The sequence below is a fragment of the Actinoallomurus spadix genome (genome assembly GCF_024055725.1).
GTDB lineage: Bacteria > Actinomycetota > Actinomycetes > Streptosporangiales > Streptosporangiaceae > Actinoallomurus > Actinoallomurus spadix.
In genome coordinates this window covers 117,587-141,765 of record NZ_JAMXMX010000020.1, presented here as the reverse complement: position 1 = coordinate 141,765, position 24,179 = coordinate 117,587, and the positions used below count along the sequence as shown (strand labels likewise).

At 71.2% G+C, this 24,179-nt stretch carries 25 protein-coding genes and 1 pseudogene; 14 read left to right on the top strand and 12 right to left on the bottom strand.

Annotated elements, in window-relative coordinates; all coding sequences use genetic code 11:
- Nucleotides 1-192, top strand: a 192-nt coding sequence (locus tag NE235_RS26745; RefSeq protein WP_252807806.1) for a hypothetical protein, incomplete at its 5' end; no start/stop codon positions are given.
- A gap of 118 nt (nucleotides 193-310) precedes the next feature.
- Here the strand turns inward: NE235_RS26745 and NE235_RS26740 are convergent.
- From NE235_RS26740 to NE235_RS26730, 3 genes are all read right to left on the bottom strand, one after another.
- The gene (locus NE235_RS26740) at nucleotides 311-1,561 is read right to left on the bottom strand and encodes a lipase family protein (RefSeq protein WP_252807804.1); all 1,251 of its coding nucleotides are present in this window, start codon (nucleotides 1,559-1,561) and stop codon (nucleotides 311-313) included.
- 89 nt (nucleotides 1,562-1,650) lie between these two features.
- Nucleotides 1,651-1,749, bottom strand: coding sequence for a DUF397 domain-containing protein (locus NE235_RS26735; RefSeq protein WP_252807802.1), 99 nt, complete (start codon nucleotides 1,747-1,749; stop codon nucleotides 1,651-1,653).
- On the bottom strand, nucleotides 1,746-2,531 hold the full coding sequence (locus NE235_RS26730; RefSeq protein WP_252807800.1) for a helix-turn-helix domain-containing protein: 786 nt from the start codon (nucleotides 2,529-2,531) through the stop codon (nucleotides 1,746-1,748). The genes NE235_RS26735 and NE235_RS26730 overlap by 4 nt, the downstream gene beginning before the upstream one ends.
- 257 nt (nucleotides 2,532-2,788) lie before the next feature.
- Here NE235_RS26730 and NE235_RS26725 point away from each other — a divergent pair, with 257 nt between their 5' ends.
- From NE235_RS26725 to NE235_RS26700, 6 genes are all read left to right on the top strand, one after another.
- Nucleotides 2,789-3,124, top strand: coding sequence for an ATP-binding protein (locus tag NE235_RS26725; protein ID WP_252807798.1), 336 nt, complete (start codon nucleotides 2,789-2,791; stop codon nucleotides 3,122-3,124).
- Nucleotides 3,125-3,459: 335 nt separating this feature from the next.
- Complete coding sequence (locus tag NE235_RS26720; protein WP_252807796.1) at nucleotides 3,460-4,014, top strand: hypothetical protein; 555 nt, start codon at nucleotides 3,460-3,462, stop codon at nucleotides 4,012-4,014.
- Nucleotides 4,015-4,184: 170 nt separating this feature from the next.
- Entirely contained in the window at nucleotides 4,185-4,958 is a 774-nt protein-coding gene (locus NE235_RS26715) for a L,D-transpeptidase (protein WP_252807794.1), read from the top strand.
- 86 nt (nucleotides 4,959-5,044) lie between these two features.
- Nucleotides 5,045-5,746 carry a hypothetical protein gene (locus tag NE235_RS26710; RefSeq protein ID WP_252807792.1) on the top strand — a complete coding sequence of 234 codons (702 nt, stop codon included), beginning with the start codon at nucleotides 5,045-5,047 and terminating at the stop codon, nucleotides 5,744-5,746.
- 189 nt (nucleotides 5,747-5,935) lie between these two features.
- Nucleotides 5,936-6,382 (top strand): phage holin family protein, encoded by a 447-nt coding sequence (locus NE235_RS26705; RefSeq protein ID WP_252807790.1) that lies wholly within the window; start codon nucleotides 5,936-5,938, stop codon nucleotides 6,380-6,382.
- Nucleotides 6,382-6,957: a DUF3618 domain-containing protein gene (locus NE235_RS26700; RefSeq protein ID WP_252807788.1), complete on the top strand. Its 576-nt coding sequence runs from the start codon at nucleotides 6,382-6,384 to the stop codon at nucleotides 6,955-6,957. The genes NE235_RS26705 and NE235_RS26700 overlap by 1 nt, the downstream gene beginning before the upstream one ends.
- A gap of 119 nt (nucleotides 6,958-7,076) precedes the next feature.
- Here NE235_RS26700 and NE235_RS26695 read toward each other — a convergent pair whose 3' ends face one another.
- The 4 genes from NE235_RS26695 to NE235_RS26680 all read right to left on the bottom strand — a co-directional run bounded on the left by NE235_RS26695 (nucleotide 7,077) and on the right by NE235_RS26680 (nucleotide 11,914).
- Complete coding sequence (locus tag NE235_RS26695) at nucleotides 7,077-8,519, bottom strand: serine hydrolase (protein WP_252807786.1); 1,443 nt, start codon at nucleotides 8,517-8,519, stop codon at nucleotides 7,077-7,079.
- Nucleotides 8,520-8,690: 171 nt separating this feature from the next.
- Nucleotides 8,691-9,500, bottom strand: coding sequence for a hypothetical protein (locus tag NE235_RS26690; RefSeq protein WP_252807784.1), 810 nt, complete (start codon nucleotides 9,498-9,500; stop codon nucleotides 8,691-8,693).
- 2 nt (nucleotides 9,501-9,502) lie between these two features.
- Nucleotides 9,503-10,813 (bottom strand): VWA domain-containing protein, encoded by a 1,311-nt coding sequence (locus tag NE235_RS26685; RefSeq protein ID WP_252807781.1) that lies wholly within the window; start codon nucleotides 10,811-10,813, stop codon nucleotides 9,503-9,505.
- A 132-nt stretch (nucleotides 10,814-10,945) separates the two neighbouring features.
- Nucleotides 10,946-11,914: a DUF5954 family protein gene (locus tag NE235_RS26680; protein ID WP_252807779.1), complete on the bottom strand. Its 969-nt coding sequence runs from the start codon at nucleotides 11,912-11,914 to the stop codon at nucleotides 10,946-10,948.
- 191 nt (nucleotides 11,915-12,105) lie between these two features.
- On the opposite strand from NE235_RS26680, the gene NE235_RS26675 reads away from it, so the two are divergent.
- Nucleotides 12,106-12,534, top strand: a complete 429-nt coding sequence (locus tag NE235_RS26675) for a protein-tyrosine phosphatase family protein (protein ID WP_252807777.1) — start codon at nucleotides 12,106-12,108, stop codon at nucleotides 12,532-12,534.
- Here NE235_RS26675 and NE235_RS26670 read toward each other — a convergent pair.
- Nucleotides 12,518-13,201, bottom strand: coding sequence for a nucleoside/nucleotide kinase family protein (locus NE235_RS26670; RefSeq protein WP_252807776.1), 684 nt, complete (start codon nucleotides 13,199-13,201; stop codon nucleotides 12,518-12,520). The genes NE235_RS26675 and NE235_RS26670 overlap by 17 nt on opposite strands.
- A 101-nt stretch (nucleotides 13,202-13,302) precedes the next feature.
- Here NE235_RS26670 and NE235_RS26665 point away from each other — a divergent pair, with 101 nt between their 5' ends.
- The gene (locus tag NE235_RS26665) at nucleotides 13,303-14,241 is read left to right on the top strand and encodes a hypothetical protein (RefSeq protein ID WP_252807774.1); all 939 of its coding nucleotides are present in this window, start codon (nucleotides 13,303-13,305) and stop codon (nucleotides 14,239-14,241) included.
- Between the two features lie 111 nt (nucleotides 14,242-14,352).
- Here NE235_RS26665 and NE235_RS26660 read toward each other — a convergent pair whose 3' ends face one another.
- The gene (locus NE235_RS26660) at nucleotides 14,353-15,096 is read right to left on the bottom strand and encodes an SDR family oxidoreductase (protein ID WP_252807772.1); all 744 of its coding nucleotides are present in this window, start codon (nucleotides 15,094-15,096) and stop codon (nucleotides 14,353-14,355) included.
- A gap of 71 nt (nucleotides 15,097-15,167) precedes the next feature.
- Here NE235_RS26660 and NE235_RS26655 point away from each other — a divergent pair, with 71 nt between their 5' ends.
- Nucleotides 15,168-16,058, top strand: a complete 891-nt coding sequence (locus NE235_RS26655; RefSeq protein WP_252807770.1) for a LysR family transcriptional regulator — start codon at nucleotides 15,168-15,170, stop codon at nucleotides 16,056-16,058.
- 104 nt (nucleotides 16,059-16,162) lie between these two features.
- Here NE235_RS26655 and NE235_RS26650 read toward each other — a convergent pair whose 3' ends face one another.
- Entirely contained in the window at nucleotides 16,163-16,999 is an 837-nt protein-coding gene (locus NE235_RS26650) for an alpha/beta hydrolase (RefSeq protein ID WP_252807767.1), read from the bottom strand.
- 217 nt (nucleotides 17,000-17,216) lie between these two features.
- Between NE235_RS26650 and NE235_RS26645 the strand changes: the two are divergent.
- The 4 genes and pseudogenes from NE235_RS26645 to NE235_RS26630 all read left to right on the top strand — a co-directional run.
- Nucleotides 17,217-17,405, top strand: a pseudogene (locus NE235_RS26645) (alpha/beta hydrolase); the annotation flags it as partial.
- 297 nt (nucleotides 17,406-17,702) lie between these two features.
- Nucleotides 17,703-18,353, top strand: a complete 651-nt coding sequence (locus tag NE235_RS26640; RefSeq protein ID WP_252807765.1) for an HAD family hydrolase — start codon at nucleotides 17,703-17,705, stop codon at nucleotides 18,351-18,353.
- A 2-nt stretch (nucleotides 18,354-18,355) separates the two neighbouring features.
- Nucleotides 18,356-18,709: a hypothetical protein gene (locus NE235_RS26635; RefSeq protein ID WP_252807763.1), complete on the top strand. Its 354-nt coding sequence runs from the start codon at nucleotides 18,356-18,358 to the stop codon at nucleotides 18,707-18,709.
- The gene (locus tag NE235_RS26630; RefSeq protein ID WP_252807761.1) at nucleotides 18,706-19,029 is read left to right on the top strand and encodes a type II toxin-antitoxin system PemK/MazF family toxin; all 324 of its coding nucleotides are present in this window, start codon (nucleotides 18,706-18,708) and stop codon (nucleotides 19,027-19,029) included. Before NE235_RS26635 ends, NE235_RS26630 begins: the two co-directional genes overlap by 4 nt.
- Before the next feature lie 45 nt (nucleotides 19,030-19,074).
- Here NE235_RS26630 and NE235_RS26625 read toward each other — a convergent pair whose 3' ends face one another.
- Both NE235_RS26625 and NE235_RS26620 read right to left on the bottom strand, forming a co-directional pair.
- Complete coding sequence (locus tag NE235_RS26625; RefSeq protein WP_252807759.1) at nucleotides 19,075-20,811, bottom strand: pyruvate dehydrogenase; 1,737 nt, start codon at nucleotides 20,809-20,811, stop codon at nucleotides 19,075-19,077.
- A 136-nt stretch (nucleotides 20,812-20,947) separates the two neighbouring features.
- Nucleotides 20,948-24,025, bottom strand: coding sequence for a discoidin domain-containing protein (locus tag NE235_RS26620; protein ID WP_252807757.1), 3,078 nt, complete (start codon nucleotides 24,023-24,025; stop codon nucleotides 20,948-20,950).
- Between the last annotated feature and the right edge of the window lie 154 nt (nucleotides 24,026-24,179).

The following is a 24,179-nucleotide window of genomic DNA, read 5'->3' as shown; positions in this document are numbered from 1 at the left end:
ACCCCCACCCCCTGGAACCCCGACCACTACACCCACCACGAACCCCAAACAACACCCGCCCGAACCAACAGCCCCTGGCGCACCTCCAGCATCTGCACCTACATCAAACAAGACGGCAAACTCGTACAAGCCTGCGTCTCCGTCGCCATCATCACCATCGGGCCCGAGGAGGAATATCAACTCAACGGCTGATCCCGCGCCCGTCACCCACCGGTACCCGCGCTCGCCGTGTCCGGTGCACCGGGGGTAGCTGCACGCGTACGAGGTGATCGCGGCGGCCCGCGTCGTGATCCGGGACAAGCCCACTCGATCAGGCAGGGAGCCTGCTGAACCAGTCGGTGATCGCCACGGTGCCGCGCACCGCCGACCCGAGGTGCCGCGAGCCCTGGTAGTCGATCGGACCCAGCTCGACCGTCCGCAGGTCGGCCCCGCTCGCGCGGAACGCGGCCCGGCAGCGGTCGGTGTTCGCGGTGACCGCCTGCTCGTCCCCGGTGGCGTAGTACAGCCGGGCGGGAGCGTTCGGCACCCAGCCGGTGCAGGTCGCGTCCGCCACCCGCAGCGCCTGGGCGAACGCCCCGGACGGGTGCCGCAGCAGGTCGAGACCGCGGGGGGTGAGGAGGGCGTCGAGGCTGCCGGGCAGCGCCGCGAGCATCTCCTGCCCCGGAGTCGTCCCGTCGAACAGCCGGTCCACCTTGTCGGCGTACGGTGCCTGGAACACCTCGCCCGGCGCGTCGTACAGGTGGTGCAGGCGGTTCCACGAGACGAGCAGGTACGTCGTGTAGGCCACGCCCAGCTTCGGCGGGATCTCCCGGCCCGCGAGGACGGCCGGCAGCTCGGCGTCACGGAAGGCGTACGCGCCGCTGATCGGCGCCACCGCGCCGAGCCGGTACCAGGGGTCGGCGCCGTCCTGCAGCGCCCGGGCCAGGCCGAGCGCCGCCGACGCCCCCTGGGAGAATCCGGTGACCAGCACGCGCCGCTGCGGCGTCCGCCCCCGGCCCGCCATGAACGCACGGGCCGCACGCAGCATGTCCAGCGACGCGGTGGTCTCCGACGGGACGTCCATCCACGGGTGGGTGCCCGGCCCCTCGCCCAGCCCGAGGTAGTCCGGGGCGACGGCGGCGAAGCCCGCCGCGCCGAACGTCAGCGCCGGAGCGGGCGAGAAGGTGTCCTCGCCCATCGACGGGGCGTCCTTCTTGAAGCTCTCGGTGCCGTGGGTGAACGACACGAGGCGCGGACTGCGATCACGGTTGCGCGGCAGCACGATCAGACCGCTGGCGGTCGTCGCCCGGCCTGCGGCGTCCACGGTGCGGTAGACGAGGCGGTCGAGCTCCACGCCGTAGCGGACGCCGGCCTGCGCGAACCCGGCCTCGTCCAACGCCGCACGCGTCTGGTCGGCGGAGAGGACGCCGAGGCGTACGGGTGCGGCGGCCAGGGTGCCGCGATGGTCGGCCTTCGCGCGGGTTCGCGCGATCGCGGACGCGGGGGCCGCTACGGTCCCGGCAAGGGCGACACAGGCGGCGGTCGCGAGGGCGACCGCCCGTCGGTTCACAGGATTTCTCATGCCGCCAACGCTAGGGACGCCCGGCGGCCGCTCCCAGCCTGCTGAACCCCCTCACCAGGGTGTACCCAGCCCCCCTTACCGCGACGGGGTCAGCCCTGCTCGGTGTCGCCCTCGATGACGGCCAGCTCGACGCAATTGCCGCCGTTACCGCCGCTGCGGCTGCTCTTGCGCCAGGTGACACTCTTCACGACCATCGCTCCTCCAGCACCCTGCGGATGAAGTCCCTCGACGCGTCGACGGGCAGGGCCCTCGACCGTATTGCCTCGTATGCGTCGGACAATGCCTGAATGTCCTCGACATCGTCGATGGTAAGTCCGCGGATCACCGTGTCCATGTACGCCAACTCACTTCTATCCGGCAGGGTAGCGATGGCGAACGCGCCATCGGTGCCCGATGGGTGAAGCGGGCCGGGGAGGATGTGGACCGAGATGCGGTCCGACGGCAGGTCGAGCAGGTGCTCGAGCTGGCCCCGCATGACCTCCCGATCCCCCACCTCGTGGTAGAGGACGTACTCGGTCATCAGGACGACCAGCCGGGGCGGCGGCGGGGTCTCGCGGGTGAGGATCCGCTGGCGGCCGATGCGCGCCGCCACCGCCTCCCCGTCTCCGGACAGGAGAGCGGAGGCGTACTCCTCGGTCTGGAGCAGGCCGTAGACGACCTGGTTCTCGTAGGAGCGGAGGAGGGTCGCCTGCTCCTCGACGGGCGGCCAGTCGAACCAGACCGGGAAGGCGGCGTTCTTGACCAGCTCGTCCCAGAGGGAGGGCAGCGTGCCTCTCGTGTCGAGGATCTCGTCGAGCCGGACGGCGATGGTCCTGTCGCAGCGGGTCTCCCCGCGCTCGATCTTTCCGATATGAGAGCCGGAAATCGGGACTTTCTCGGCTAGGCGGTCCTGGGAAAGGCCGGCCACGGTACGGAAGCGCCGCGTCTCGCCACCGAATACCTTCAGCATCGGAGCCCGTCCAACGGTCATTGACCACTCCTCCTTCGCCTCGCCACCGGCGACAACCGGATCGCGCGTGGTCGTGAATGAGCCTGCAACGGAGCAGGCAGTTGTCGCTGTAAGTATCCACATTGATGCACGATGTAGCCAGTCCCCGGAATTGACCACGAACGGCGAGGCACTCCAGCGAAAGACGAGGCACGGCAATGACAGCCCTACAGGCAGAGAAGTGGACGCCCCCGGACCGGTTCGCCCTGGAAATGCACGCCTGTCCGGAAAATGTCTTCTTGGTGCGTCACCTGATGGACCAAGCCGTCGAAGCCTGGGGGCTCACGGAGTTGCGGGACCTCGGCCGTCTCATCCTCACGGAGCTGACCACGAACGCGGCCCGTCGCTACCCGGGAACCCTGATCAACGTATGGGTCGCCCGTCCAGGGCGTCCACTGATCGAGGTCGGGGTCTGGGACCACGACAGCACGACGATGCCGCGGATCATCGATCCGGAGGACGCCGACGAGAGCGGCCGGGGACTGTTCCTGATTCACGAACTGACGAACGGACGCCTCGGATGGCAGCCGTCCCCGCACAGAGGAAAGGTCGTCTGGGCCCGGTTCGGCCCATGAACTCCCCCGCCCGGGCAGGCGCCGCCGCCGGCGCCGACGGGCTGCACGGGTATTGGCCTGAAGCACCTATCGAACTGAGCGGACGAGCGCGAGAAAACCAGCAGTCAGACGGCCTTCGATCGCTCACTGCTTCATTCGCGCTGGTCATCGGCACCTGCACAGCAACGTCATCACAGGGCGGCAGATGATGATTGCGCGGAGTAATGTGATGAATGGCAAAGAAGTAGGCGAACAGTGAGACATGAGCGTTATCTGCCCGATAGTGTGCCGCATGCGCCGCTGACGCTCGGGCTCGCGGCGCTCTCAGACCTACTTCCCTTCGCTGGAGGTACTGCATGCGCCTGAAAAGGGCGACTCTCACTTTCGCCGGTGCGGCGGGCGCTCTCGCCGTCACCACCCTGGCCGCGTCCCCCGCGTGGGCCTGCAACGACCGTGACCCCGCACTCCGGCTCGAGGCCAAGTGCGGCGCGAACGGTCAGCCGAACTGGATGGTCAGCAACCCCAACCGGTGGGGTGCCGTACCCATGACCTGGCGCGACGACAAGGGCGGTCACAGCGACCGCAAGGTGCCCGTCCCCGCCGGCGGCGCCGTCGCGCTGCCGACCCACGCGTCGAAGGTGATGGTGGTGGCGTACCGCCCCGACCGCCGTGACCTGCCCGTCTGGCAGCGGCACGGCGCGTTCGGCGTGAAGCACTGCACCGCGGCGCCCACCCCGCCGAAGAAGCCCCACAAGCCGACCCCGTCGAAGCCGGCGGCCCACAAGCCGACCGCCAAGCCGACCAAGCCCTCGACCAAGCCGCAGTCGGCGACGCCGGTCCCCACCACCGCCCCCACCGGCGAGGCCCGCCCGGCGCAGCCGGTCAAGGCGCAGCCGAAGTTCACCGGCTGACGTACGCACGCTGACCGTCGGCCCGGGAGGGCGCGATCCCGAGGACGACGGACGCTCGCAGACGGTGTTCCCCGACCGGCCGGCGAACGAACGCTCACAGGCGGCCCGGGACGGTGCGTTCCCGGGCCGTCCGCCTGTCATCAACCCGCGATCTCCAAGGAGCGAGACCGATGTCCATCATCACGGCCGGATCGCGGCCCCGCTGGGCGGCCGCGACGATCGGCGTCGCCCTCGGCATCACGCTGACCGGCTGTGGCGGCGGCTCCGACCACTCGGACAAGAAGGCCCCGGCGGCGGGCACGAACTCCACGGCGGCCGGCGCGGAGGCGGCGAAGTTCGGCGACGGCCCGGCGACGATCGCCACCGCGCGTACGAAGACGGTGCAGATCTACCAGAACCCGGGGGACGCCGAGCCGAGCATGCGGCTGCGCAACCCGAACCCGGACGGCGTCACGCGGGTCTTCCTCGTCATCGGCACCCAGCCCGGCTGGCTGCACGTCCTGCTGCCGGCGCCGCCGAACGGCAGCCAGGGCTGGATCTCCACCGAGGACGTCACCACGGCCAAGACGAGCTACTGGGTCCAGGTCCTGCAGTCCAAGCACCGCGTGAAGGTCTACCAGGGCAAGAAGGTGCTGATCGACACCCCGGCCGCGATCGGCAAGGCCGACACCCCCACCCCCGGCGGCCGGTACTACCTCACCGAACTGCTGCAGGCGCCGAACCCGGAGGGCGCGTACGGCCCGTACGCCTACGGCCTCAACGGCTACTCCACGACGCTGACCCAGTTCAACGGCCAGGACCCGATCATCGGGATCCACGGCACGAACGAGCCCAAGTCGCTCGGCACCTCCGTCAGCCACGGCTGCGTCCGCGTCGCCAACGACGTGATCACCAAGATGGCGAAGATGCTGCCGCTGGGCACCCCGGTCCAGATCGCGTCTTGAGCACCGTCTCCCACGAATCATTCGATCAACGGCGATCCCGCCATCGCCGCACGTACGCTCGAATCGGGTGATCGGCGGAGGTGGTCGTGGGAGAGCTCCGGTGCGAGGTCACGGACTTCGACGGTCCGGCGCGGTGGCGGTGGGTGCTCACCGGTCCGGGCGGCCGGTTCCTCGGCGACCACGAGGTACGCCTCGACGAGGCGGACTGGCGGTACGAGGCGTTCACCGATCTACGGGCCTACCTGCTCTGGCACACGGCGCCGGACCGGCGGCTGGAGCAGGAGACGCGGATCGTCGCCGAGGTCGGGACCTGGCTGGGCGAGCAGGTGTTCGGCCCGCTCGGCGCGGTCATGGTCCGGGAGCCGCCCGCGACGGTACGGATCGTCCTGCCGGTGGAGGCCCGAACGCTGGCGTTCCGCCCGTTCGAGCTCGCCCACGTCGACGGACGCCCGCTCGCGCTACGGAACGTCACCCTCGTCACGCAGGTCGGCGCCCAGCCGAGACGGTCGGAGAAGGGCGTACGGGAGCGGCTGCGCGCCGCTCCATCTGTGGCGGGCCCCGTGGGCCAGCCTCCTCGGCGACCTGGTCGCCGCGGGCAACACGGGCCATCGCCATCGTCACGGAGTCCGGGACGCGGGAGCGGTTCGACCCCGCCACCCTCGGCGTCGGCGCGCTCGTGCTGCTGGCGTTCCGGACCGACGTCCGCATCGAACGGGACCCCGACAAGGGGTGGACGTTCAAGCTGCACACCAAGCGGCTCGGGGACTCCGCCGTCGGCAGGCTGCTGAGCCAGCTCCTCGGGGTCTACCTCAAGCGCTGAGACCGGCTTGATCGGTTCCTGCGCCGTCCGGCTCTGCGCGATCGCGGGTCATGTCCGTATTTCCCTTCCGCTTCGTGTTAGGTCGGCTGCTCTCCGGGTACCCCTGCGCATCAACCCGGAACGAAGAACGGTTCAACGCGGAAGAAAAGGTGCAGGTATGGCGAGCGGCGTCCGCCCTTCCACACAGAACCCGTCCGATACGTCCACTGGCCACGACGGTTCGACCGGAGAGCTCGTCGGCAAGGCGGCACGGCAGATCAGTGAGCTGGTCCATCAGGAGCTGGCGCTGGCGAAGGCGGAGCTGGCCGAGAAGGGCAAGGAGGCGGGACGCGGCGCCGGGCTGTTCGGCGGCGCCGGTACCGTCGCCTTCTACGGCGGCGGCACTCTCGTCGCCGCGGTGGTCGCGGGCCTCGCGGTCGCGCTGCCGGTCTGGGCCGCCGCCCTGATCGTCGGCGTGGCGCTGCTGGCGATCGCCGGGCTGCTGGCCGCCGCCGGGCGGTCACGGATGCGCCGGGCGACGCCTCCCGTACCCCAGCAGACCGCCGAATCCGTGAAGACGGATGTTCAGGAGATCAAGGACCATCTCAAGGAAAGGCACGCGTGATGAGTGACTCCCCTACGGCGGACGGCGCCGAGGAGAACGCGAAACAGAACAAGGCCCAGGCCGGTGACCAGGAAGAGCTGAAGGCCGAGATCGAGCAGACCCGGGAGGAGCTGGGCGAGACGGTCGAGGCGCTGGCGGCCAAGGCGAACGTGCCCGCGCGGGTCCGGGGCAAGGCCACCCAGTTCCGGGACCAGGCCACCGACACGCTCGGCACCCTGACGCAGACCGTACGCGAGAAGGCCCCGCAGCTGCGCGAGCAGGCGACCGGCACGTTCGGGACGCTCACGCAGACCGTACGCGAGAAGGCGCCCCAGCTGCGCGAGCAGGCCACCGGGACCATCGGGACGCTGACGCAGACGGTCCGGGAGAAGGCCCCGCAGGTGCGGGAGCAGGTGGCGGGGCCGGTGGCCAAGGTGGGCCAGGCCGTGCCCGAGCCCGCGCGGCGGACGGTGGCGCGCACCGGCCGGCAGGCGACGCGGGCCGCGAGCGAGCGGCCCGAGGTCCTCTACGCCGCCGCCGCGGTATGCGTGGCGGCCGGCGTGTGGCTGTGGCGGCGCGGGCGCAAGCGCCGCTGACCTCACGACTCCGCCCGGCGATCGGATGTCAGCGAACCCGGTCGCCGGGCGGGCTCATCCTCGGTGGCGACCGCCGAGGGTCTTCGCGGCGCCGGTGAACGAAGACCCTCGGCGGAACCTCAGCGGTTGCCGTGCTTGGCGGCCTCGTACTGGTCGATGGCGAGTCCGAGCTGGGCGTATTTCTCGGTGTAGGCGACCGGGTGGGCGCCGGGTGCGGTCGGTGGGCGGTTGGGGTCGATGTACTGGTTCCCCAGGTTGGAGAAGACCACGATGATGTAGTTGCGGCCGGCCTTGCCGGGCAGGGACCGGACGATGCCGGCGTCGCTGCCGGAGTTGGAGACCAGGCCGGTCTTGTGGGCGAAGGTCACCTCGGCCTTGGCGTTGCAGGGCCGTACGTCATGGCCGTAGGCGTCGCCGTCGACGGTCACGGTGCCGTCCGCGGCGATCCAGCGGGACGGGACGAGCTGCGGGATGCCGGGGGCGGGGTAGTCCGCGCCGCACCAGTTCACCGTCGACAGCACGTCGTTCATGCCCTGCTGGGCGAGCTCCTTCTTGAAGAACTCCCGGGAAGACCTGCTCAGGACGTTCCGGGTGACCCGCGTCCCGTTGGGCGCCTTCCAGACCGTGCCGGGGGCGCCGTTGATGAGCGCGAGGAGCTTGGCGGTGTCCAGGGAGCTCATCGTGACCGGGTTGCTCCAGTGCCCGCCGTTGGCCGGGTTGGTCTCCTTGACCTGCAGGGTCTCCAGGCCCAGGTCCTGGAAGGTCTGGTTCAGGTCGGTGACGGCGTCGTGGTCCCACAGCATCTTCAGCAGCGCGCAGGAGGCCGCGTTGGAGGACCAGGTCAGCGACGCGTCGATGTAGTCGCGGATCGTGTCGCTGCTCGCGCCGCCGCACAGGGAGCTGATGCTGGTCGGGTTGTAGGCGTAGGTGTCATCGAGCTTGACGACGCCCTTGTCCACCAGCCGCAGCACCCCGAAGTTGATCATCAGCTTCAGGACCGAGGCCGGGTAGGGCAGCATGAAGTCGGTCGAGGCGTTCTCCCGGCCCGGGACCACGTCGATCGTGCCCTGGCCGTGGTTGGTGTACCAGCCCGCGTCGTCCCACTGCCGCCAGCGCACGTCGCTGGTGTGGAAGTTTCGGTCGACCGGGATGACCTTGCCGTGCGGGTACTGCGGGCTCATCAGCACCGTGCCCGACGAGACCGGGCGGTTGTGCCGATCCAGCTCGATGACGGTCGCGTCGAGCTGCGGCTGCTGGGAGATCGGCTGAGCGTCCGCGGCGGCGGCCAGCAACCGCGCCTGCTGCCTGGGTGTCTGCGCGTCCTTGTCGACGGAGTTCGCCCGCAGGGTGCGGGTTGCGGCGGTCGTGGTGACCGGGTCGGTGTCGAGGACGTCCTGGAACCGCAGGCCGTCCATCGTCTGCTGAAGCTTGTTCGCGATCTCGCTAACGGAGCCGCCCTTGGGCCTGACCGCAGCCTGGGCCGGCGCGATGGCCGCCCCGAGCAGCGCGCCGGCGGCCGCGAGGCATACGACGCTCCGCCCCCATATCCGAGATTTTGCCATGATCATGACCGTAACCAGAAGATCGTTTTGGTAGGGCCCGATTCGCGGATTTCGACGAATCTGTTACGCCCGCCCAGACGCGGTGCCGGCCGGGACCCCACCGCGGCGCTGCGTGGCACCCGCCACCTCGCGGCCCCGGCGCGGCCTGGGGCCGCGCCGGGGCCGGGACGGTCAGGAGAACCAGCGGTGGGGGTGCCGGGTCAGGCTGTACCCCGCGACGCCCGCGACGGCGGCCAGCACGCCGCCCCCGATCGTCCACCACCAGCGGGTCGACGGCCAGGAGAACCAGCTCTCGGCGCGTTGCAGCGGCTTCGGAGCGGAGCTGACCGCCGAGGGCTCCACCGACGGCGCGGCGTCCGGGGCCAGCGTGGCGCCCGGGTTGACCGCGGGAGACAGCGGGGCCTTCAAGTGGGCGCCCTGCGGCTCGGCGTTCCCGTGCTTCGCGCTGAGCCGCAGCCGCACGTCCATCGGCAGGCCGAGGCCCTGCTCCGGCAGGTCGACCGCCGACAGCCGTACGTAGTAGGTGCCCGGCAGCGGATCACTGGACCAGGGCTCGGCCCAGGAGCGGATCCGCCGCAGCGTGCACTGAAGCTCGACCTTGGCCGCGCCGGACTGCGCGGTGACGGTCTGCGGCCCGGCCGTGCACGCCTGACGCCGGCGCAGCCCGTCGAAGACGTCGATGTTCCAGGTCGCGGTGCCGAGGCGGTTCGAGTCGGTGGGCAGGCCGACCGTCACCGCGATCCGGTCGGTCTGTCCCGCCGCCGCGGCGAACGACCAGTACAGGTAGTCGCCGGTCGACGCGGACAGCCGCGCGGACTGGCCGGGCTTCACGGTGGTGGCGGTGAGGAAGGACGTCCCGGCGGTGCCGATCGTCGTACGCGGCTTGGGCGACGACTTACCGCCGGCGAAGGCCGGTCCCGCGGTGGCCAGCGCGAGGATGCCGATCGCGATCGGGAGGGACAGGAGCCTGGTGACGCGCACGGTCAGTTCTCCTTCCAGATGGCGATCCGCCAGCGGGCGAGCCAGCCGACGATGAGACCGGCGACCAGGCCGGAGACGGCGAGCACGACGAGCAGCAGCCAGCCGCGGCCGAGGTCCGGGCCGTTCGGCGCCGGCGAGGAGGGCACGACGTCGACGGTCAGCTCCAGCGGCATGCCGGGGGTGGTCCGTACGCCGGGCGGCGCGGCGAACGAGTTGCTCACGATCAGGCAGACGGTGCCCGAGGCGGACCCGGTCGTGCCCGCCGACGCGGACGCGCTCGGCTCCGGCGAGCCGTCCGGGCCCTGGGCTGACCAGCGCAGCCCGGTGGACAGGACGTCGGTGCGCCCGCTGCCCGCGTCCGTGCCGCGGACCAGTTCCTGGCCGTCCTGGGACGTCGCCCGGAGCAGCACTCCGTAGTCGGGGTTCAGCCTGCGGTCGAGCGCGACGCTCACGGAGGCGCGCAGCTCCTGCCCCGGAGTGACGGGGACCCGGTAGTACCGGTGCTCGCCGAACCGCTCGCGGTCGGTGTACACGCCGGGCGACAGCACCGGGGCGTTCGTGCACTGCGCGCCGCCCGTGACCTGCTGCGGGGTCCGCTGGTACGTGCTGCCGGCCCGGTGCACGAGCTGGTTGAGCCGGCTGGTGAGCTGCTGCTGGTGCTGGACGGCGGTGTACGTGCCGCCGGTGGCGTCGGCGATGCAGGTGAGCTGCCGCCGCACCTTGTCGTCCAGGGTCAGGCCCAGGGTGTCGATGACGAGGTGGGTGCCCTGCGCGGCGAGCTCGCGGGCGACGTCGCACGGGTCGGGCGGCGCGCAGGTGTCCTCGCCGTCGGTGATGAGGACGATCCGGCGGGTCGTCTCGCCGGTGCCCAGGTCCTTGGCCGCAGCGCGCAGGGCCAGCCCGATCGGGGTCCAGCCGGTGGGCCGCAGGGTGGCGATCGCGGCCTTCGCCTCGACCTTGTTCACCTGGGCGACCGGGCTGATCTGCTCGGTGTCCCGGCATCCGACGGTCTTGGGGCTGCCGGGGAAGCGGTAGCGCGAGCCGAGGACCCGGATGCCGAGTTGCGTCTCACCCGGCAGGGCGTCGACCACTTCGTCGAAGGACTGCTGGGCCACGGATATGCGGCTTCGTCCGTCGATGTCCCGGGCTCGCATCGAGCCGCTGACGTCCAGGACGAGCTCGACCTTGGGCGGCTCTGTGGCCTCGGCCTTCGTGGCTTCGGCCGTCGCGGCGCGGGCCGGGAGCGCGCCGAACATCGCCAGAGCGGCCAGCATGCACAGCAGGCCGGCCGCGGACCGTCGTCTGATGATCACCCGAGGATCTTAATGATCACCAAACGGCGTACTAAATCGGCGCGACCCGGACAGGAGGGCGAGCGGCCCGGAGCGCGGGTGGTCGGCGCACGGGCGGCCGCGAGGGTGGCCCAGGCGCGAGGAGGCGACAGGTCAGGAGCGGGACTCGGTGCCCTGCATGCCGTACCGCTCCTGGTCCGACGGGCGAGGTCCCTCGGGACCGTCCCGGCCGACGCGGAGCATCCGCGAGACGCGGACGATGCGGAACCTACGCCCCAGAACCAGGAACTCCGGACCGCGCATCGCCTCGATCTGGTCCGCGGCCGCGTTCCACTCGGCGATCTGCTCGGGCTCGGCGGGCTCGCCCTGGAACTCCAACAGCCGGGGCAGCAGCTCACTGAAGTACTTCGCCAGGTGAGTGCGGGCCTGGCCGGGACCGTCCGCGCCGGTCAGCGGGTCCCAGGAGTCGCCCTTGATCTCCACCACGGTGAAGGTGGGCGGGAGCAGCACGACGCCGGGATGGGTGCGGATCGCGTGCCGGGCCTCGATCTCCACGGTCTCGGGGACGGTGCCGGGGATGGGCAGGTGGCCGACGAGGTTGAGCCGCAGCTGCGCCTCCCACTGCCCCACCGGCGTCCGCGGCTCGATGAGGTGGTCCTCCAGCATCCGGACGTCGTCCGGCGGGTCGGTGTCGGTGGGCCGCGGCGGCTCCATGAGCCGCTGACCGATCAGGGTGAACTTCTCCACCCTGATCACCCGGTAGCGGCGGTCGCCGATCTCCCACTCGTCCTTGGGGAGCTGCCGGCCGTCCTCCGGGTCGAGCCGGTCGGCCGCCGCGCGCATCGCGCGGGCCGTCTCCGGATCCTCCTCGTCCTGCGCTCCTCGGCGCAGACAGGCTGCCAGGGAATAGCGGGCGCCCTCCGGATCGCCCGCGCCGAGGCAGCCGATGCGCCATTCGGTGCCCTTCTGCACGGCATACCCGAAATCGGGCGCGCCTGCCGGGAGGAGCTTGGTAAAGGTCCGGATGCGATCCCCGAGGTCCCGGTCCCGCATCGCGGTGACCGGATCGAGGTCCGCGACCACGTTGATGTAGTCGTATCCAGGCATTAACGGAAAGGACATGGCCCCATCCTTACCCGCGAGCTCCCGGCCGCGCATCGGTTTCTCACTGATCTGTGGAAAACGATCCGCTGCGATGATCTTACCTGGTCAGGGCACCCGGCAGCGGATTTATCAATACGAGTTAACCGACATTCATCAGGAAAATCAGTAAAGACCGCAAAGTAGGTGACCGACGCCGCTATCCTCGCCCCGTGATCGAGACGTGGGAGCCGACCGCCGCCGGCGTCCTCCCCTTGCCGTCAGGCCGGCTGGTACGCGGCCGGGGCCTGCGCCACCCCCTGCCGGACGGCCCCCGGCCCGCCTTCGCGCTCTACCTCCTCGGCAGGGAACCACCGGCCGTCGAATGGGAGTCGCGCTGGGTCCGCTGGCCGGACTTCCGATTGCCCGCCGACCGCGCCGACGCCGCGGACGCGCTGCGCGAAGCGTGGAACCGCGCCGAGACCGAACGCGTCGAGATCGCCTGCCACGGCGGTCAGGGGCGCACCGGCACGGCACTCGCCTGCCTCGCCGTACTGGACGGGGTACCCGTCGGGGAGGCCGTCGCCTACGTCCGGCGGCACTACGCCAGGCGGGCCGTCGAGACACCCTGGCAGCGCCGGTTCGTCACCCGCTTCCGCTGACCCGCCGTTCGCCGTCGGCCTCGCCGCCGTCCGGCCCGCCGCCGTCCGGCCCGCCACCGTCCGGCCCGCCACCGTCCGGCCCGTCGGCGTCCGGCTCGGGCACGGCGCCGTCCTCGGTGCGCAGGATGATGTCCGCGCGTTCCCACGTTCTCTCGCGGGCGAGCAGTGCGGCCTCCTGCGCCGCCCAGCGCTCCCAGTGCGGCGCGTAGACGTCACCGTCGCGGTCGAGCGCCCGCCGCCGGCGGGTCCGCTCCTCCACCTCCAGCCAGACCAGCACGCTCGCGTGACCGGCGGCGCGACGCGCCCCGGCTCCGACGCCCTCCACGATGAGCGTCGCGGGCGGCGGGAGTTCGGCCGGCGTCCGCCAGCACGCGTTCACCCAGTCGTAGCGCGGAACGTACGCGACGCGCCCGGCGGCCAGGGGGAGGAGGACCTCCGACACCAGCAGGTCGACGCCGTGCTCCAGACCGTCCCAGCCGCCGTAGAGGTCCTCCAGGCTCACCACGGGCGCGCCGGAGTCCCGGTGCAGCAGTGCCGCGAGCGTCGACTTGCCGGAGCCGGACCGCCCGTCGATCGCGATGACGCGGGTACGGCCGGCGCGCGCGGGGGCCGTGCGCAGCAGTGCGGTGAGGTCCCGCACGTCGCTTACCGGGCTCCGTACCGCCATCGGCGGGCCTCCGTCAGACATACGAAGTTCAACAGAAGTTCGCGGTACGACTTTCCCCGATCCCGGAGGCGAAGCGGACCCGGTGCCCTAACCTCCCGATCATGATCATGAACAAGCTCATCGTGTCGACCGCGGCCTTCGGGGCCCTCGCCGCCGTCTCCGTGCCGGCGCACGCCGCGGACCGGCAGGGTTGGCAGCGCGTCGGCACCGGCATGACCGGCGGCGTGAGCGGGATCGCCCTCGTCGCGGGCGCGCCGGTGCGCCACGACCGGGCCGACGTCGTCATCGTGCACGACAACAAGAATGACGGGGAGACCCGGATCGAGACCGTACGGCTCCGGCCCGGCAAGGCGCCGGTCACGACGCCCCTGAGCTGGAACGGTCCACTGCCGAAGGACGTCGAGGCGCTCGACGCCGTCCCCGGGCTCGCGAACCACTACATCGCGCTGGCCAGTGAGGGCACGGCGTACCACGTCGTCGTCGCCGGGCGCACGGCCACCGTCGTCGGCACGCCGGTCCCCCTGCCGGACCGTCAGGCGGGTGACAACTACGAGGGCTTCGCCTTGTACCGGGGTCCCGTCGGCCGGCTCTTCGCCGTGTGGGCGACGCGCGGAAAGAACGACCAGAAGGCCGTGATCCGCACGGCTCCCGCCGACGCGGGAAGGACGCGGTTCGGCCTCGGCGCGACGGCCGACACGGAGCGGTTCGCGGTGCCGTTCCCGAACGAGGACGAGGTGCGGCACGTCAGCGACCTGAAGGTCCTGCGCGACGGGACCGTGCTCGTGTCGTCGGCGTCGGACCCGAACGACAACGACGGCCCGTTCAGCTCCGCCGTTTACCAGGCCGGCAGGCTGACCATCAAGAGCCGGCTCCGGCCCGTACTCCGTCTGAAGGAGAGCCTGCGGCCGCTGCGGCGGTACACCAAGCAGGACGACCGCAAGGTCGAGGCCATCGTCGCCCTTCCCGGCGGACAGGCGCTCTGGGGCACCGACGACGAGAACAACGGCGGGTCCGTGACCTTCGACCGCCTGCACCACTGATCTCCGCGCGGACGGCCGCCGATGCGGTGGTGCCCCGGTCCGAGGCGGCGCTCAGCGCCACCTCGGACCGGGGTGCTGGCGGACACCGAAAACTGCAGGTAGGCGGAGCGATCACCACGGCACCACGCCGTCGTCGTCGAAGAACCCTCCGGTCGGGCCGTCCGCGCCCAGGGTGGCCAGTCGCACCACGATCGCGGCGCCGTCGTCGGCCGTGCGGGTGACGGGGAGGCCGAGGTCTCGGGTGAAGTCCGTCGCGCAGGGACCAGGGGTACAGGCGTTGATCAGGATGCCCTGTTCCCGAAGGTCCTTGGCGTACTGCACGGTCAAGGAGTTGAGCGCCGTCTTCGAGGGTGGGTACGCCGCGTGCCCCGCCAACCGGGACATGTAGTGATCCGGATCGGTCATGTAGGCGAGCGACCCGATACCGCTGGACACGTTGACGATGCGGGCCGCCGCCGAGCGCGACAGCAGCGGCAGCATGGCGTTGGTCACCGCGATCACACCGAAGACGTTGGTCTCGAACACCCGCCTGACCAGGTTCAGGTCGGCGGTCGCCGGCTCCGTCGGTCCGGGGCTGCCGGAGATTCCGGCGTTGTTGACCAGCACGTCGAGCCGACCGAAGCGTTCGTCGATCTGTCTGGCGGCCGACTCGATCGTCGCCGCGTCAGTGACGTCGAGCATGAGGGCGCGTACATCACCGCCGCCGGACCTGAGCGCCTCGGCAGCCTCCTCACCGCGTTCAAGGTCCCTGGAGCCGATGAGGACCGTCGCGCCGCGATCCGCGAGCCGGCGGGCGACGGCACGCCCAACTCCTCTGTTCGCTCCCGTGATCAGGGCGATCGTCTCGTCAGTCATGGGGATGACCTCACCACCGGAGGCCGCAGCAGGACAATGCCCGGCTGAGTCTCGGCCGATACCCTCACGGTATGGATCGACTGCAGACCCGCGAACTCGCGTACTTCGTGGCGGTCGCCGAAGAACTGCACTTCGGCCGGGCGGCCGAGCGTCTCGGCATCGCGCAGCCGCCGCTGTCCAGGGCCATCAGCCGGCTCGAACGCCGGATGGGCGTGCCCCTGCTGGAACGCACCAGCCGAAAGGTCACGCTCACCCCGGCCGGCGAGGTGTTCCTCACCGAAAGCCGCCGGGCCCTGGATGCGGTCGACGCTGCCGTGCGACGCGCCCAGCGCGCGGGACGGCCCGCCTCACGGCTGGTCCTGGTGATGAAATCCGGCGGTGACTGCGGCCTGCTGCCCGACATCCTGGCCGCCTACGAGACCGACCCGGACGCGGTCCCGGTCGACATCGTCCTGTGCTCGGCCCACGAACGCGCCCAGATGATCCGCGACGGCCGCGCCGACGTCGGCCTGCTGCACCGCTCGAACACCGACCTGACCGGTCTCGACACCGAGGAACTCCTGACCGAAGACCAGGTCGTCGTCCTCCCCCGCAGCCACCACCTGGCCGACCGGGCAAGCGTACGTCTCGCCGACCTGGCCGGCGAGACAATGCCCCACTGGTCGGCCGATCCCCACAACACCCCGAACAGGCTGTCCGTACGAGACGTCGGCCAACTCCTGCAGCTCATCGCACTTGGCCGCGCGGTCGCCGTGGTACCCGCATCCGTACGCGGCCAACTCCGCGACGACCTGGCCTGCGTACCCGTCACCGACGCCCAGCCCACCGCCCTCATCCTCGCCTGGCCACAAGGACACCGAGCATCCGCACTCGCGGCATTCGTCCGCACCGCGACCACCGTCGCGGCCCACCGGCAGCAGACTCCCAGCCGGGTCAAGCGGAGGAGAATTCACGCAACCTAGGTTCGCTGTCCGACCACCGCCACTTCCGTGACCGCCTACCTTCACAAGACACGACCGCCTACCACCACTTCTGGATGGCCATCAGCACGGGGTGTTCCGGCAGGTCAGACGTTCACCGGTCCTTCGTGGATCGAGGTGGCCATGTCGGCGAACAGCCGCTGCGCGGCGGCGGCCGCCCGATCACAGGTCAGGTCCATGTTCTGGATGAAGCCGTGCTCCAGGCCGGGCTCTCGCCGGTGCACGGTCCGGACCCCCGTCTCGGCCAGCCGGTCCGCGTAGGCGTCGCCCTCGTCGCGGAGCGTGTCATGCTCGGCGGTCACGAGGATCGTGTCCGGCATGCCGGACAGGTCGGGGACGAAGAGCGGGCTCGCCGCGGCGCGCACCGCCGGATCGGGCGCCCACTGCTCGACCGCCCACGCGAGGAAGCCGGCCGCCGGCCCGTGGTCGGCGCTGTTCTCCTCGATGCTCGGCCGGGACAGCGTCAGGTCCGTGTTGGGGCAGATGAGGACCTGCAGCGCGGGCAGCGGGCCGCCCTCGTCCCGCAGCCGCAGGCAGGCCATCGTCGCCACGTAGCCGCCCGAACTGTCACCCACCACCGCCACCGGCCTCGTACGGCGGATCACGTCGACCACGTCGTCGATGGCCGCCGGGTACGGGTGTTCGGGAGCCCGCCGGTAGTCCACGGCCAGGACCTCCACGTCGCAGGCCGCGGCGATGCGCCGGCAGGTCCGGTCGTGGGTGTCCAGGTCGCCCATCACCCAGGCGCCACCGTGTGCGAAGACGACCAGTGGCCGTTCCTCCTCGGACGGGCGGTAGTGCCGCAGCGCCGGCCCGCCCGGGGTCCGCACGTCCTCGACCCGGGCGAGTTCCGGCCCCTTGGGCCGCGCGGCGGCCCGGCGCCGGCTCCCCTCGCGCAGTTCATGAAGATCGGGAACGGCCATGAGCAGGGATGGTAGCCGGACTGAACGGACCGGGTCGTCGCACCGGACGCCCGCGTCCGTACCGGACCGGTCCAGGGCTCACCAGGTGATGGCGTCGAGAGCGACGACTCCCCGGCCGTTGCCACTGTGGACCTGCAGGCCGATGCCCAGGACGGAGATCCCCGGGACGGTCCAGCGCACCTGCCGCCACCCGTTCCTGACCCAGCACCGCTCCATCGTGCTGCGCGACGAGGGCGAGGCATACGCGGGCAAGCTCCGCCAGGCCGGCGTCCCCGTTACGGCCGTCCGCTACCAGGGCATCATCCACGACTTCGTCATGCTCAACGCCCTGCGCGAGACCCACGCCGCCGAAGCGGCCATCAGCCAGGCCATCGCCACCCTGCGCACCGCACTCGGCACCGCCTGAGCGCGCTCGACCGTATCCGGCGCCCGAAACGCCCCGCACCACACCCGGCCGGACCACCCGGGTCCCGCCTCAGTACCCGCGTGGCGCGCACCGTGCGCCACGCACCAGAAGTTCCCCCATGCGCACCGCACCTGTCCGAATCAACCGCGAAATCGCCGTCGCCGCAACAGCCGCCCTCGAGCCAGTTCGACCAAGCGCAGCAGTAGTTTCGCGACTACGTCACCACCGGCACCACGCTTGATGCCGTGTTCTTATTCACTCGCCTTCCGAACAGCGCAGCCGCCAGACTTGCCTGCCGTGGCCTTCCTTCACGTGTTCGACATGGACGGGACCCTCCTCGGGGAGACGACGGCGAGCCTGCAGATCGCGCGGCATCTCGGGTCGGTGGCGGAGCTGGTCGAGCTGGAGGCCCGGTTCGCGGCCGGTGAGCTCGACACGCGGGGCTTCTCCGCCGCCATTCACGGGATGTGGCGCGAGCTGACGCCGGCGGTCGTCGCGGACGCGTTCGCCGCGAGTCCCTGGCTGGCCCGGATCGAGGAGGTGTGCGCGGACATCCGGGAACGCGGGGAACGATCGGTGGTGATCACGATGTCGCCGGACTTCTTCGCCCGCCACCTCCTCGATCTGGGCTTCGACGAGGTCGTGGCCTCCCGGTTCCCGGCCCTGCCCTTCACCGAACCGCTCGATCCGGCGAACGTCCTCACCCCGGACGACAAGGTCCGGATCGTCGACGAGCTGTGCGCGCGGTACGGCCTGTCGTACGCGCGGTGCGTCGCGTACGGCGACTCGATGTCGGACGCCCCGCTGTTCCGGCGGCTCACCAGGACGGTCGCGGTGAACGCCGACCACCACCTGGCCGACCTCGCCGCCCTTGCGTACCGCGGCGAGGATTTGCACGAGGCGTACACGCTCGGCCGTACGCTCCTCGTCACCGCACCGGAAGGATGAGGTTGAACCGGCCGCGCCAGGAGATCACGGAAGTGCCGCATGCGGCAGAGGCTCCCGATGTCCAACAATCGTTGGACACTGAATGCGTGAGCGTTGGATTTCGCCCTACTGAAGAAGACCTTCGTGTCATCGAGGCCAACCGCCGCAAGGATGAGAAGACCAGCGACGTCATCCGCCGCGCGCTGCGGCTGCTGGACCGCGAGGCATGGGAAGAGCGTGCCCGCGCGGACATGCACCGGCTGAGGACCGAAGATCTTTCCGCTGAGGCGGCTGCGTGGGAGTACGACGCCGACGGCAACATCCGCATCACCGGCACCGACACGACCGTTCCGGCGAGGTCGCAGGATCACGCATGATCCGGGGAGCGGTCTACCCGGTCGACCTCGGCGATGCCGAGCGTGGCAACGAACAGCGGGGCCGGCGCCTCGGGCTCGTCATCAGCGTCGAGCAGAACGCCTGGTCCAGGGTAACGATCATTCCGACCTCGACCAGCGCCCAGGCGTCGGTCTTCAGGCCGGTGGTCGTCATCGCGGGGCGGGACACCAAAATCCTGATCGATCAGACCCGTACCATCGACGTCTCCTACGTCACCGGCGAGCTCGTGGACTATCTCACGCGAGACGATATGGCACAGGTCGAGCATGCCCTGTCGCGTTACTTCGGCCTCCTGCGCTGACCCTGGTGCCGCCAGTCGCCTCAGGCGAGGTACGCCGGTCCGTCGTCACGGGCGCGGGATGTTGCGGAGGTTGGAGCGGGCGAGCTGGACCATGCGGCCGACACCGCCGCTGAGCACCAGCTTGCTCGTGGTCGTGGCGAAGCCGGCGAGCTGGCGGCCGGTGATGCGCGGCGGGATGGACAGGGCGTTCGGGTCGGTGACCACGTCCACCAGCGACGGTCCCCGGTGCGCGAGCCCGTCGCGGAGCGCGTCGCGTACGTCGCGCGGGTCCTCGACGCGGACGGCGTGCGCTCCGGCGGCGCGGGCGATCGCGGCGTAGTCGGTGTGCGGATAGGTGGTGCCGTACGGCGGGAAGCCGCCGACCATCATCTCCAGGTCGACCATGCCGAGGCTGGAGTTGTCGAACAGGACGATCGTCACCGGCAGCTCGTACTCGACGAGCGTGAGCAGGTCGCCCATCAGCATCGAGAAGCCGCCGTCGCCGGACATGCTGACGACCTGCCGGCCGGGGTCGAGCAGTTGCGCGCCGATGGCCTGGGGCATCGCGTTCGCCATGCTGCCATGGGTGAAGGAGCCGATCATGCGGCGGCGGCCGTTCGGGGACAGGTACCGGGCCGCCCAGACGTTGCACATCCCGGTGTCGACCGTGAAGACGGCGTCGTCGGCGGCCTCTTCGTCGAGGATCGCGGCGACGTACTCCGGGTGGATCGGCCGGTGGTGCTCGACGTCGCGGGTGTAGGCGGTGACCACGCCTTCGAGGGCGTCGGCGTGCTTCTTCAGCATCCGGTCGAGGAACCGGCGGTCGGTCTTCTCCCGGACCTGGGGAATCAGCGCGCACAGCGTCTCGCGGACGTCTCCCCAGACCGCCACGTCCAGGCGGGAGCGGCGGCCGAGGTGCTCGGCCAGGATGTCGACCTGGGCGGTGCGCACGTCCTCGGGCAGGAACGCGGTGTACGGGAAGTCGGTGCCCAGCAGGATCAGCAGGTCGGCCTCGTGCATCGCCTCGTACGCCGCGCCGTAGCCGAGCAGCCCGGACATGCCGACGTCGAACGGGTTGTCGTACTGGATCCAGTCCTTGCCGCGCAGCGCGTGCCCGACCGGTGCCTTGACGCGCGCGGCGAACTCCATCACCTCGTCATGGGCGCCCGCGGTGCCGCGCCCGCAGAACAGGGTCACCGCCTCGGCCTCGTCGACGAGCCGCGCCAGCTCGGCGATCTCCGTGTCGCCGGGCCGTACGGCGGGGCGCTCGGTGACGACGGCGACGTCGGCGTCCCGTGAGGGGGCGTCCTGCCCGGCGATATCGCCGGCGACGCTCACGACGGAGACGCCGGACCGCCCGACGGCGTGCTGGACGGCGGTGGTGACGACGCGCGGGGTCTGCTCCGGCGTCGAGATCAGCTCGGAGTAGTGGCTGCACTCGGCGAACAGCCGGTCCGGGTGGGTCTCCTGGAAGTACGCCGTGCCGATCTCGGCGCTGGGGATGTGCGCGGCGATCGCGAGCACCGGCGCCATGCTGCGGTGGGCGTCGTACAGCCCGTTGATGAGGTGGACGTGACCGGGGCCGCTGCTGCCGGCGCACGCGGCGAGGTGCCCGGACAGCTGCGCCTCCGCGCCCGCGGCGAACGCCCCGGTCTCCTCGTGGCGCACCTGGACCCAGTCGATCGCGGAGTTGCGGCGTACGGCGTCGGTGACGGGGTTGAGCGCGTCCCCGACCACGCCGTAGAGCCGCCGGACGCCCGCGCGTACGAGCAGGTCGACGAGCTGGTCCGCGACCTTGGCCATCGCCCGCACCCCCGTTCGAGCGGCGGCTCCGCCGGGAGGTGGTCGATCTCGGCCGAAGCCGCCGTGGCCCTCGTACCACCCCTGCCCCGCCCGGCGGGGCCGCACACCGGTGGTGTGCGGCCCCGTGCGCGCGTTCCTACCAGCTGTGGATGCCGGCGCCGTAGGGATAGAGCGGGTCCCCGTACGTCGTGGCCGGGGACTGACCGGCGTCGATCTTCGCGCGGATGTCGGCGCGTTCGGCGGCGGTCGCGCCGAGGTCGTACGGCAGGCTCCAGTCCTCGACGGCGTCGGCGGGGGTGTCCGTGCCGCCCGGTTTGAGGACCTGGTCGATGCTGCGCGGGAGCTGCCAGGGCAGCGACCCGTGCGGCGTGTAGTCGCCGAAGAGCAGGGCGGCCGTCGCCGGGCCGACCTCCTCGCCGCCGCGGTACGTCATCACGATGGCGTCGGCGATGCCGTTCCACTCGGAGATCACCGTCGGCCGCGGCAGGTCCATGACCACGACGACCGGGATGCCCTGGCTGTGGAGGTTCTGGATGACGGCGAGCTGGTCGGCGGGCAGGTACGGCTGTTCCTTCGTCCAGGCCGTGGCGTGCGTGTAACTGGGCTCGCCGACCGCGACGACGGCCAGCTTCGGTGACGGTCCGGTGTCCGCGTACACGTTGACGCCGGCCTTCGCCGCGCGCGCCTTGATCGCGTCGAGGAGGTCCAGCGAGCCGTAGTTCTGGTGGAAGTAGCTGGTCCACACGCAGCAGGCGGCACCGTCGGTGGCACGCGGCCCGGCCACCACGATGTTGTCGCCCGCCTTCAGCTTGATCGGCAGGACGCCGTCGTTCTTCAGCAGGGTGATGGACTCGCGCGCGGCCTGGTTCGCGAGCGCGGCGTACGACGGCTGGTGGAAGCGGTACGGCCCGTTCACCGGGTCGCCGTACGGTCGGTCGAAGACCCCGAGCTCGAACTTCAGTCGCAGCACCCGGGTCACCGCGTCGTTGATCCGGGAGATCGGCACGCTGGACAGGAAGCTCGCGATCGAGAACCCGGACGCGCCCGGGTCGGCCCCGCCCATCACGTCGGATCCGGCGTTCGCCGCGCTGATCCACGCGCCGGAGGGCAGCCAGTCGGTCGTGATCAGGCCGGTGTAGCCGAGGTTGTTCCGCAGGTAGTCGAGGATGGGCTTGCTGTTGCCCGCGCCCGGCCCGCCCGGGTCGAGGAAGGAGCTGCCGGCGTAGCCGGGCATGATGTTCACCGCACCGGCGTCGAGCGCGGCCCGCCACGGGATCATGTGGTACTTGATCGTCACCGCGTCGTAGACGATGCCCGCCTCACCGCCGGCGCCCTCCCCCGGCCAGTGCTTGACGGTCGCGAGGACCGAGCCCGGGTTCAGCTCCGGGCCGCCCTGCAGACCGGCCACGAGCGCGCGGACCTGGGCGGCCGCGACGTCGGCGTTCTCGCCGTTGCCCTCCTGGATGCGGGGGTACAGCACCTTGGTGCCGACCTCGGCGAGCGGCCCGAGCACGCCGCGCGTACCGACCTCCAGCTCCTCGCGGCGCTGCATGTCGCCCAGTTTGTAGTCGAGCGGGTAGTCCTTGCCGGCGGCCAGCGCGCTCTGCAGCGGGTACGTCGTCTCGTACCCGGAGATCGTGTCACCCGCGGACACCGGCGGGATGCCGAGCCGGGTGCCGGCGGCGGCGCGGAGCACCTTGTCCAGGTCGGCCGGCTGCGCCGGGCCGAAGTGCCACCCCGACTGCGGATACGTCTGGGCGTTGTAGAACATCTGGTACGCCTTCTCCTCAGGCGTCATCCGCCCGAGGAGGTCGGCGACCCGGGTCTCGACCGGCTGCCGCCAGTCCTCGTACGGCTGGATCGAGCCGTCCTTGTTGAGGTCGCGGGCGCCGTTCACGATGTTCACGCCGTCTCCCGCCGCGTTGATCGCGGGCAGGTAGACGCTGAACGTGCGGATGTTCGACGTCGTCCTGCCGCCCGACCCGCTCACCGCGACGACGAACCACCTGTACGTCCACCGGTCACTGATGTCCCAGGTCGGCGTGTAGCTCGTGCCCGTGGGCTCGGCGACCTTCGTGTAGAGGTCGAGCAGCCGACCGGAGGCGGTGAAGTCGTAGTCGGTACGGCTGACGTTGAGCCAGACCTCGTAGTGGGCCGTACCGGAGACCGCGGCCCAGGACAGGGCCGGGCGGCGGGTGCCGGTGACCATCGCGTGGTCGGCCGGCGCCGACAGCGCGAACTGGCCGGTGGTCGCCGGGGCCTTGGCCGGCGGCGACAGCAGCGGCGGGGTGGTGCTCGACGCGTCGACCGTGCCGAAGACCTGGAACTCCCACAGCGAGTAGCCGTAGCCCGTGGCCCGCGCCGTGCCGTGGAACCGCACGTAGCGGCCCTTGCCGGAGAGGGCGAGGTTCTCGGTGCCGCCCTTGCCGGTCGTGGTGCTGTAGACGCTCGTCCAGTTCGCCGCGTCGTCGGACACCTCGATCCGGTAGCCGGCGGCGTAGGCGTTCTCCCAGATCAGCGTGGCGCTGGTGATCGTGGCGGTGCCGCCGAGGTCGACCTCCAGCCACTCATCGTCGGTGTACTGGCTGGACCAGCGGGTGTCCGTGCGGCCGTCCAGCGCCGCCGCCGGGGCGTTCCCGCCCTCCGTCGAGGACGCCCTGACCTGCCGGTAAGCGGAGATCGGCGTCGTGCCCGGCGGCGTGGACCCCGCCGAGCCGTACACCTGGAACTCCCACAGCGAGTAGCCGTAACCCGTGGCCCGCGCCGTGCCGTACATGCGGACGTAGCGGCCGGTGCCGGAGACGTCCAGCGTCTGCCTCCCGCCGGTGCCGCTGGTGGTGCCGTAGGCGGTCCGCCAGGTGGCGGCGTCGTCGGAGACCTGGATCTGGAACGCCGTCGCGTACGCCGCCTCCCAGGTGAGGACGACCTGGCTGACGGTGGCGGTGGCGCCGAGGTCGACCTGCAGCCACTGCGGGTCGCCGAAGGCGCTCGACCACCGGGTGCCGGTGTCACCGTCCACGGCGGCGGAGGCGGGTGTGCCGGCGTTCTCGACCGACGAGGCGGTGGCCGGTCTGCCCTGGGAGAGCAGCGCGGGGTCCGCGCCCGCCGGGGCGGGCAGGACGGCTCCCGCGCAGGCGAGGACCAGGGTCAGGATGGTGATCATTATCGCGGGCACGGCGGGCCGGGGGTCCGCCGCCCGGGCACGGGGCGTCATGGGGGCTCCTCTTCGCGGGCACGGCGGAGCGGCGAGGAGACCGCCCGCCGTGAAGCTGGTGGCGGCAAGGACTCCCGGCGGGGTCGGGGGCTCTGACGTGCGCCGGGAGCGGAGAGGAGCGCGCTCTCCCGAGAGACTGATCGGGATCGCCACC

What these genes read in the sequence shown, in the direction of transcription:
- NE235_RS26740 (WP_252807804.1), bottom strand. Translation starts at nt 1,561, where the DNA reads ATGAGAAATCCTGTGAACCGACGGGCGGTCGCCCTCGCGACCGCCGCC.
- NE235_RS26730 (WP_252807800.1), bottom strand. Translation starts at nt 2,531, where the DNA reads ATGACCGTTGGACGGGCTCCGATGCTGAAGGTATTCGGTGGCGAGACG.
- NE235_RS26720 (WP_252807796.1), top strand. Translation starts at nt 3,460, where the DNA reads ATGCGCCTGAAAAGGGCGACTCTCACTTTCGCCGGTGCGGCGGGCGCT.
- NE235_RS26715 (WP_252807794.1), top strand. Translation starts at nt 4,185, where the DNA reads ATGTCCATCATCACGGCCGGATCGCGGCCCCGCTGGGCGGCCGCGACG.
- NE235_RS26705 (WP_252807790.1), top strand. Translation starts at nt 5,936, where the DNA reads ATGGCGAGCGGCGTCCGCCCTTCCACACAGAACCCGTCCGATACGTCC.
- NE235_RS26700 (WP_252807788.1), top strand. Translation starts at nt 6,382, where the DNA reads ATGAGTGACTCCCCTACGGCGGACGGCGCCGAGGAGAACGCGAAACAG.
- NE235_RS26695 (WP_252807786.1), bottom strand. Translation starts at nt 8,519, where the DNA reads ATGGCAAAATCTCGGATATGGGGGCGGAGCGTCGTATGCCTCGCGGCC.
- NE235_RS26680 (WP_252807779.1), bottom strand. Translation starts at nt 11,914, where the DNA reads ATGTCCTTTCCGTTAATGCCTGGATACGACTACATCAACGTGGTCGCG.
- NE235_RS26670 (WP_252807776.1), bottom strand. Translation starts at nt 13,201, where the DNA reads ATGGCGGTACGGAGCCCGGTAAGCGACGTGCGGGACCTCACCGCACTG.
- NE235_RS26665 (WP_252807774.1), top strand. Translation starts at nt 13,303, where the DNA reads ATGATCATGAACAAGCTCATCGTGTCGACCGCGGCCTTCGGGGCCCTC.
- NE235_RS26660 (WP_252807772.1), bottom strand. Translation starts at nt 15,096, where the DNA reads ATGACTGACGAGACGATCGCCCTGATCACGGGAGCGAACAGAGGAGTT.
- NE235_RS26655 (WP_252807770.1), top strand. Translation starts at nt 15,168, where the DNA reads ATGGATCGACTGCAGACCCGCGAACTCGCGTACTTCGTGGCGGTCGCC.
- NE235_RS26650 (WP_252807767.1), bottom strand. Translation starts at nt 16,999, where the DNA reads ATGGCCGTTCCCGATCTTCATGAACTGCGCGAGGGGAGCCGGCGCCGG.
- NE235_RS26630 (WP_252807761.1), top strand. Translation starts at nt 18,706, where the DNA reads ATGATCCGGGGAGCGGTCTACCCGGTCGACCTCGGCGATGCCGAGCGT.
- NE235_RS26625 (WP_252807759.1), bottom strand. Translation starts at nt 20,811, where the DNA reads ATGGCCAAGGTCGCGGACCAGCTCGTCGACCTGCTCGTACGCGCGGGC.
- NE235_RS26620 (WP_252807757.1), bottom strand. Translation starts at nt 24,025, where the DNA reads ATGACGCCCCGTGCCCGGGCGGCGGACCCCCGGCCCGCCGTGCCCGCG.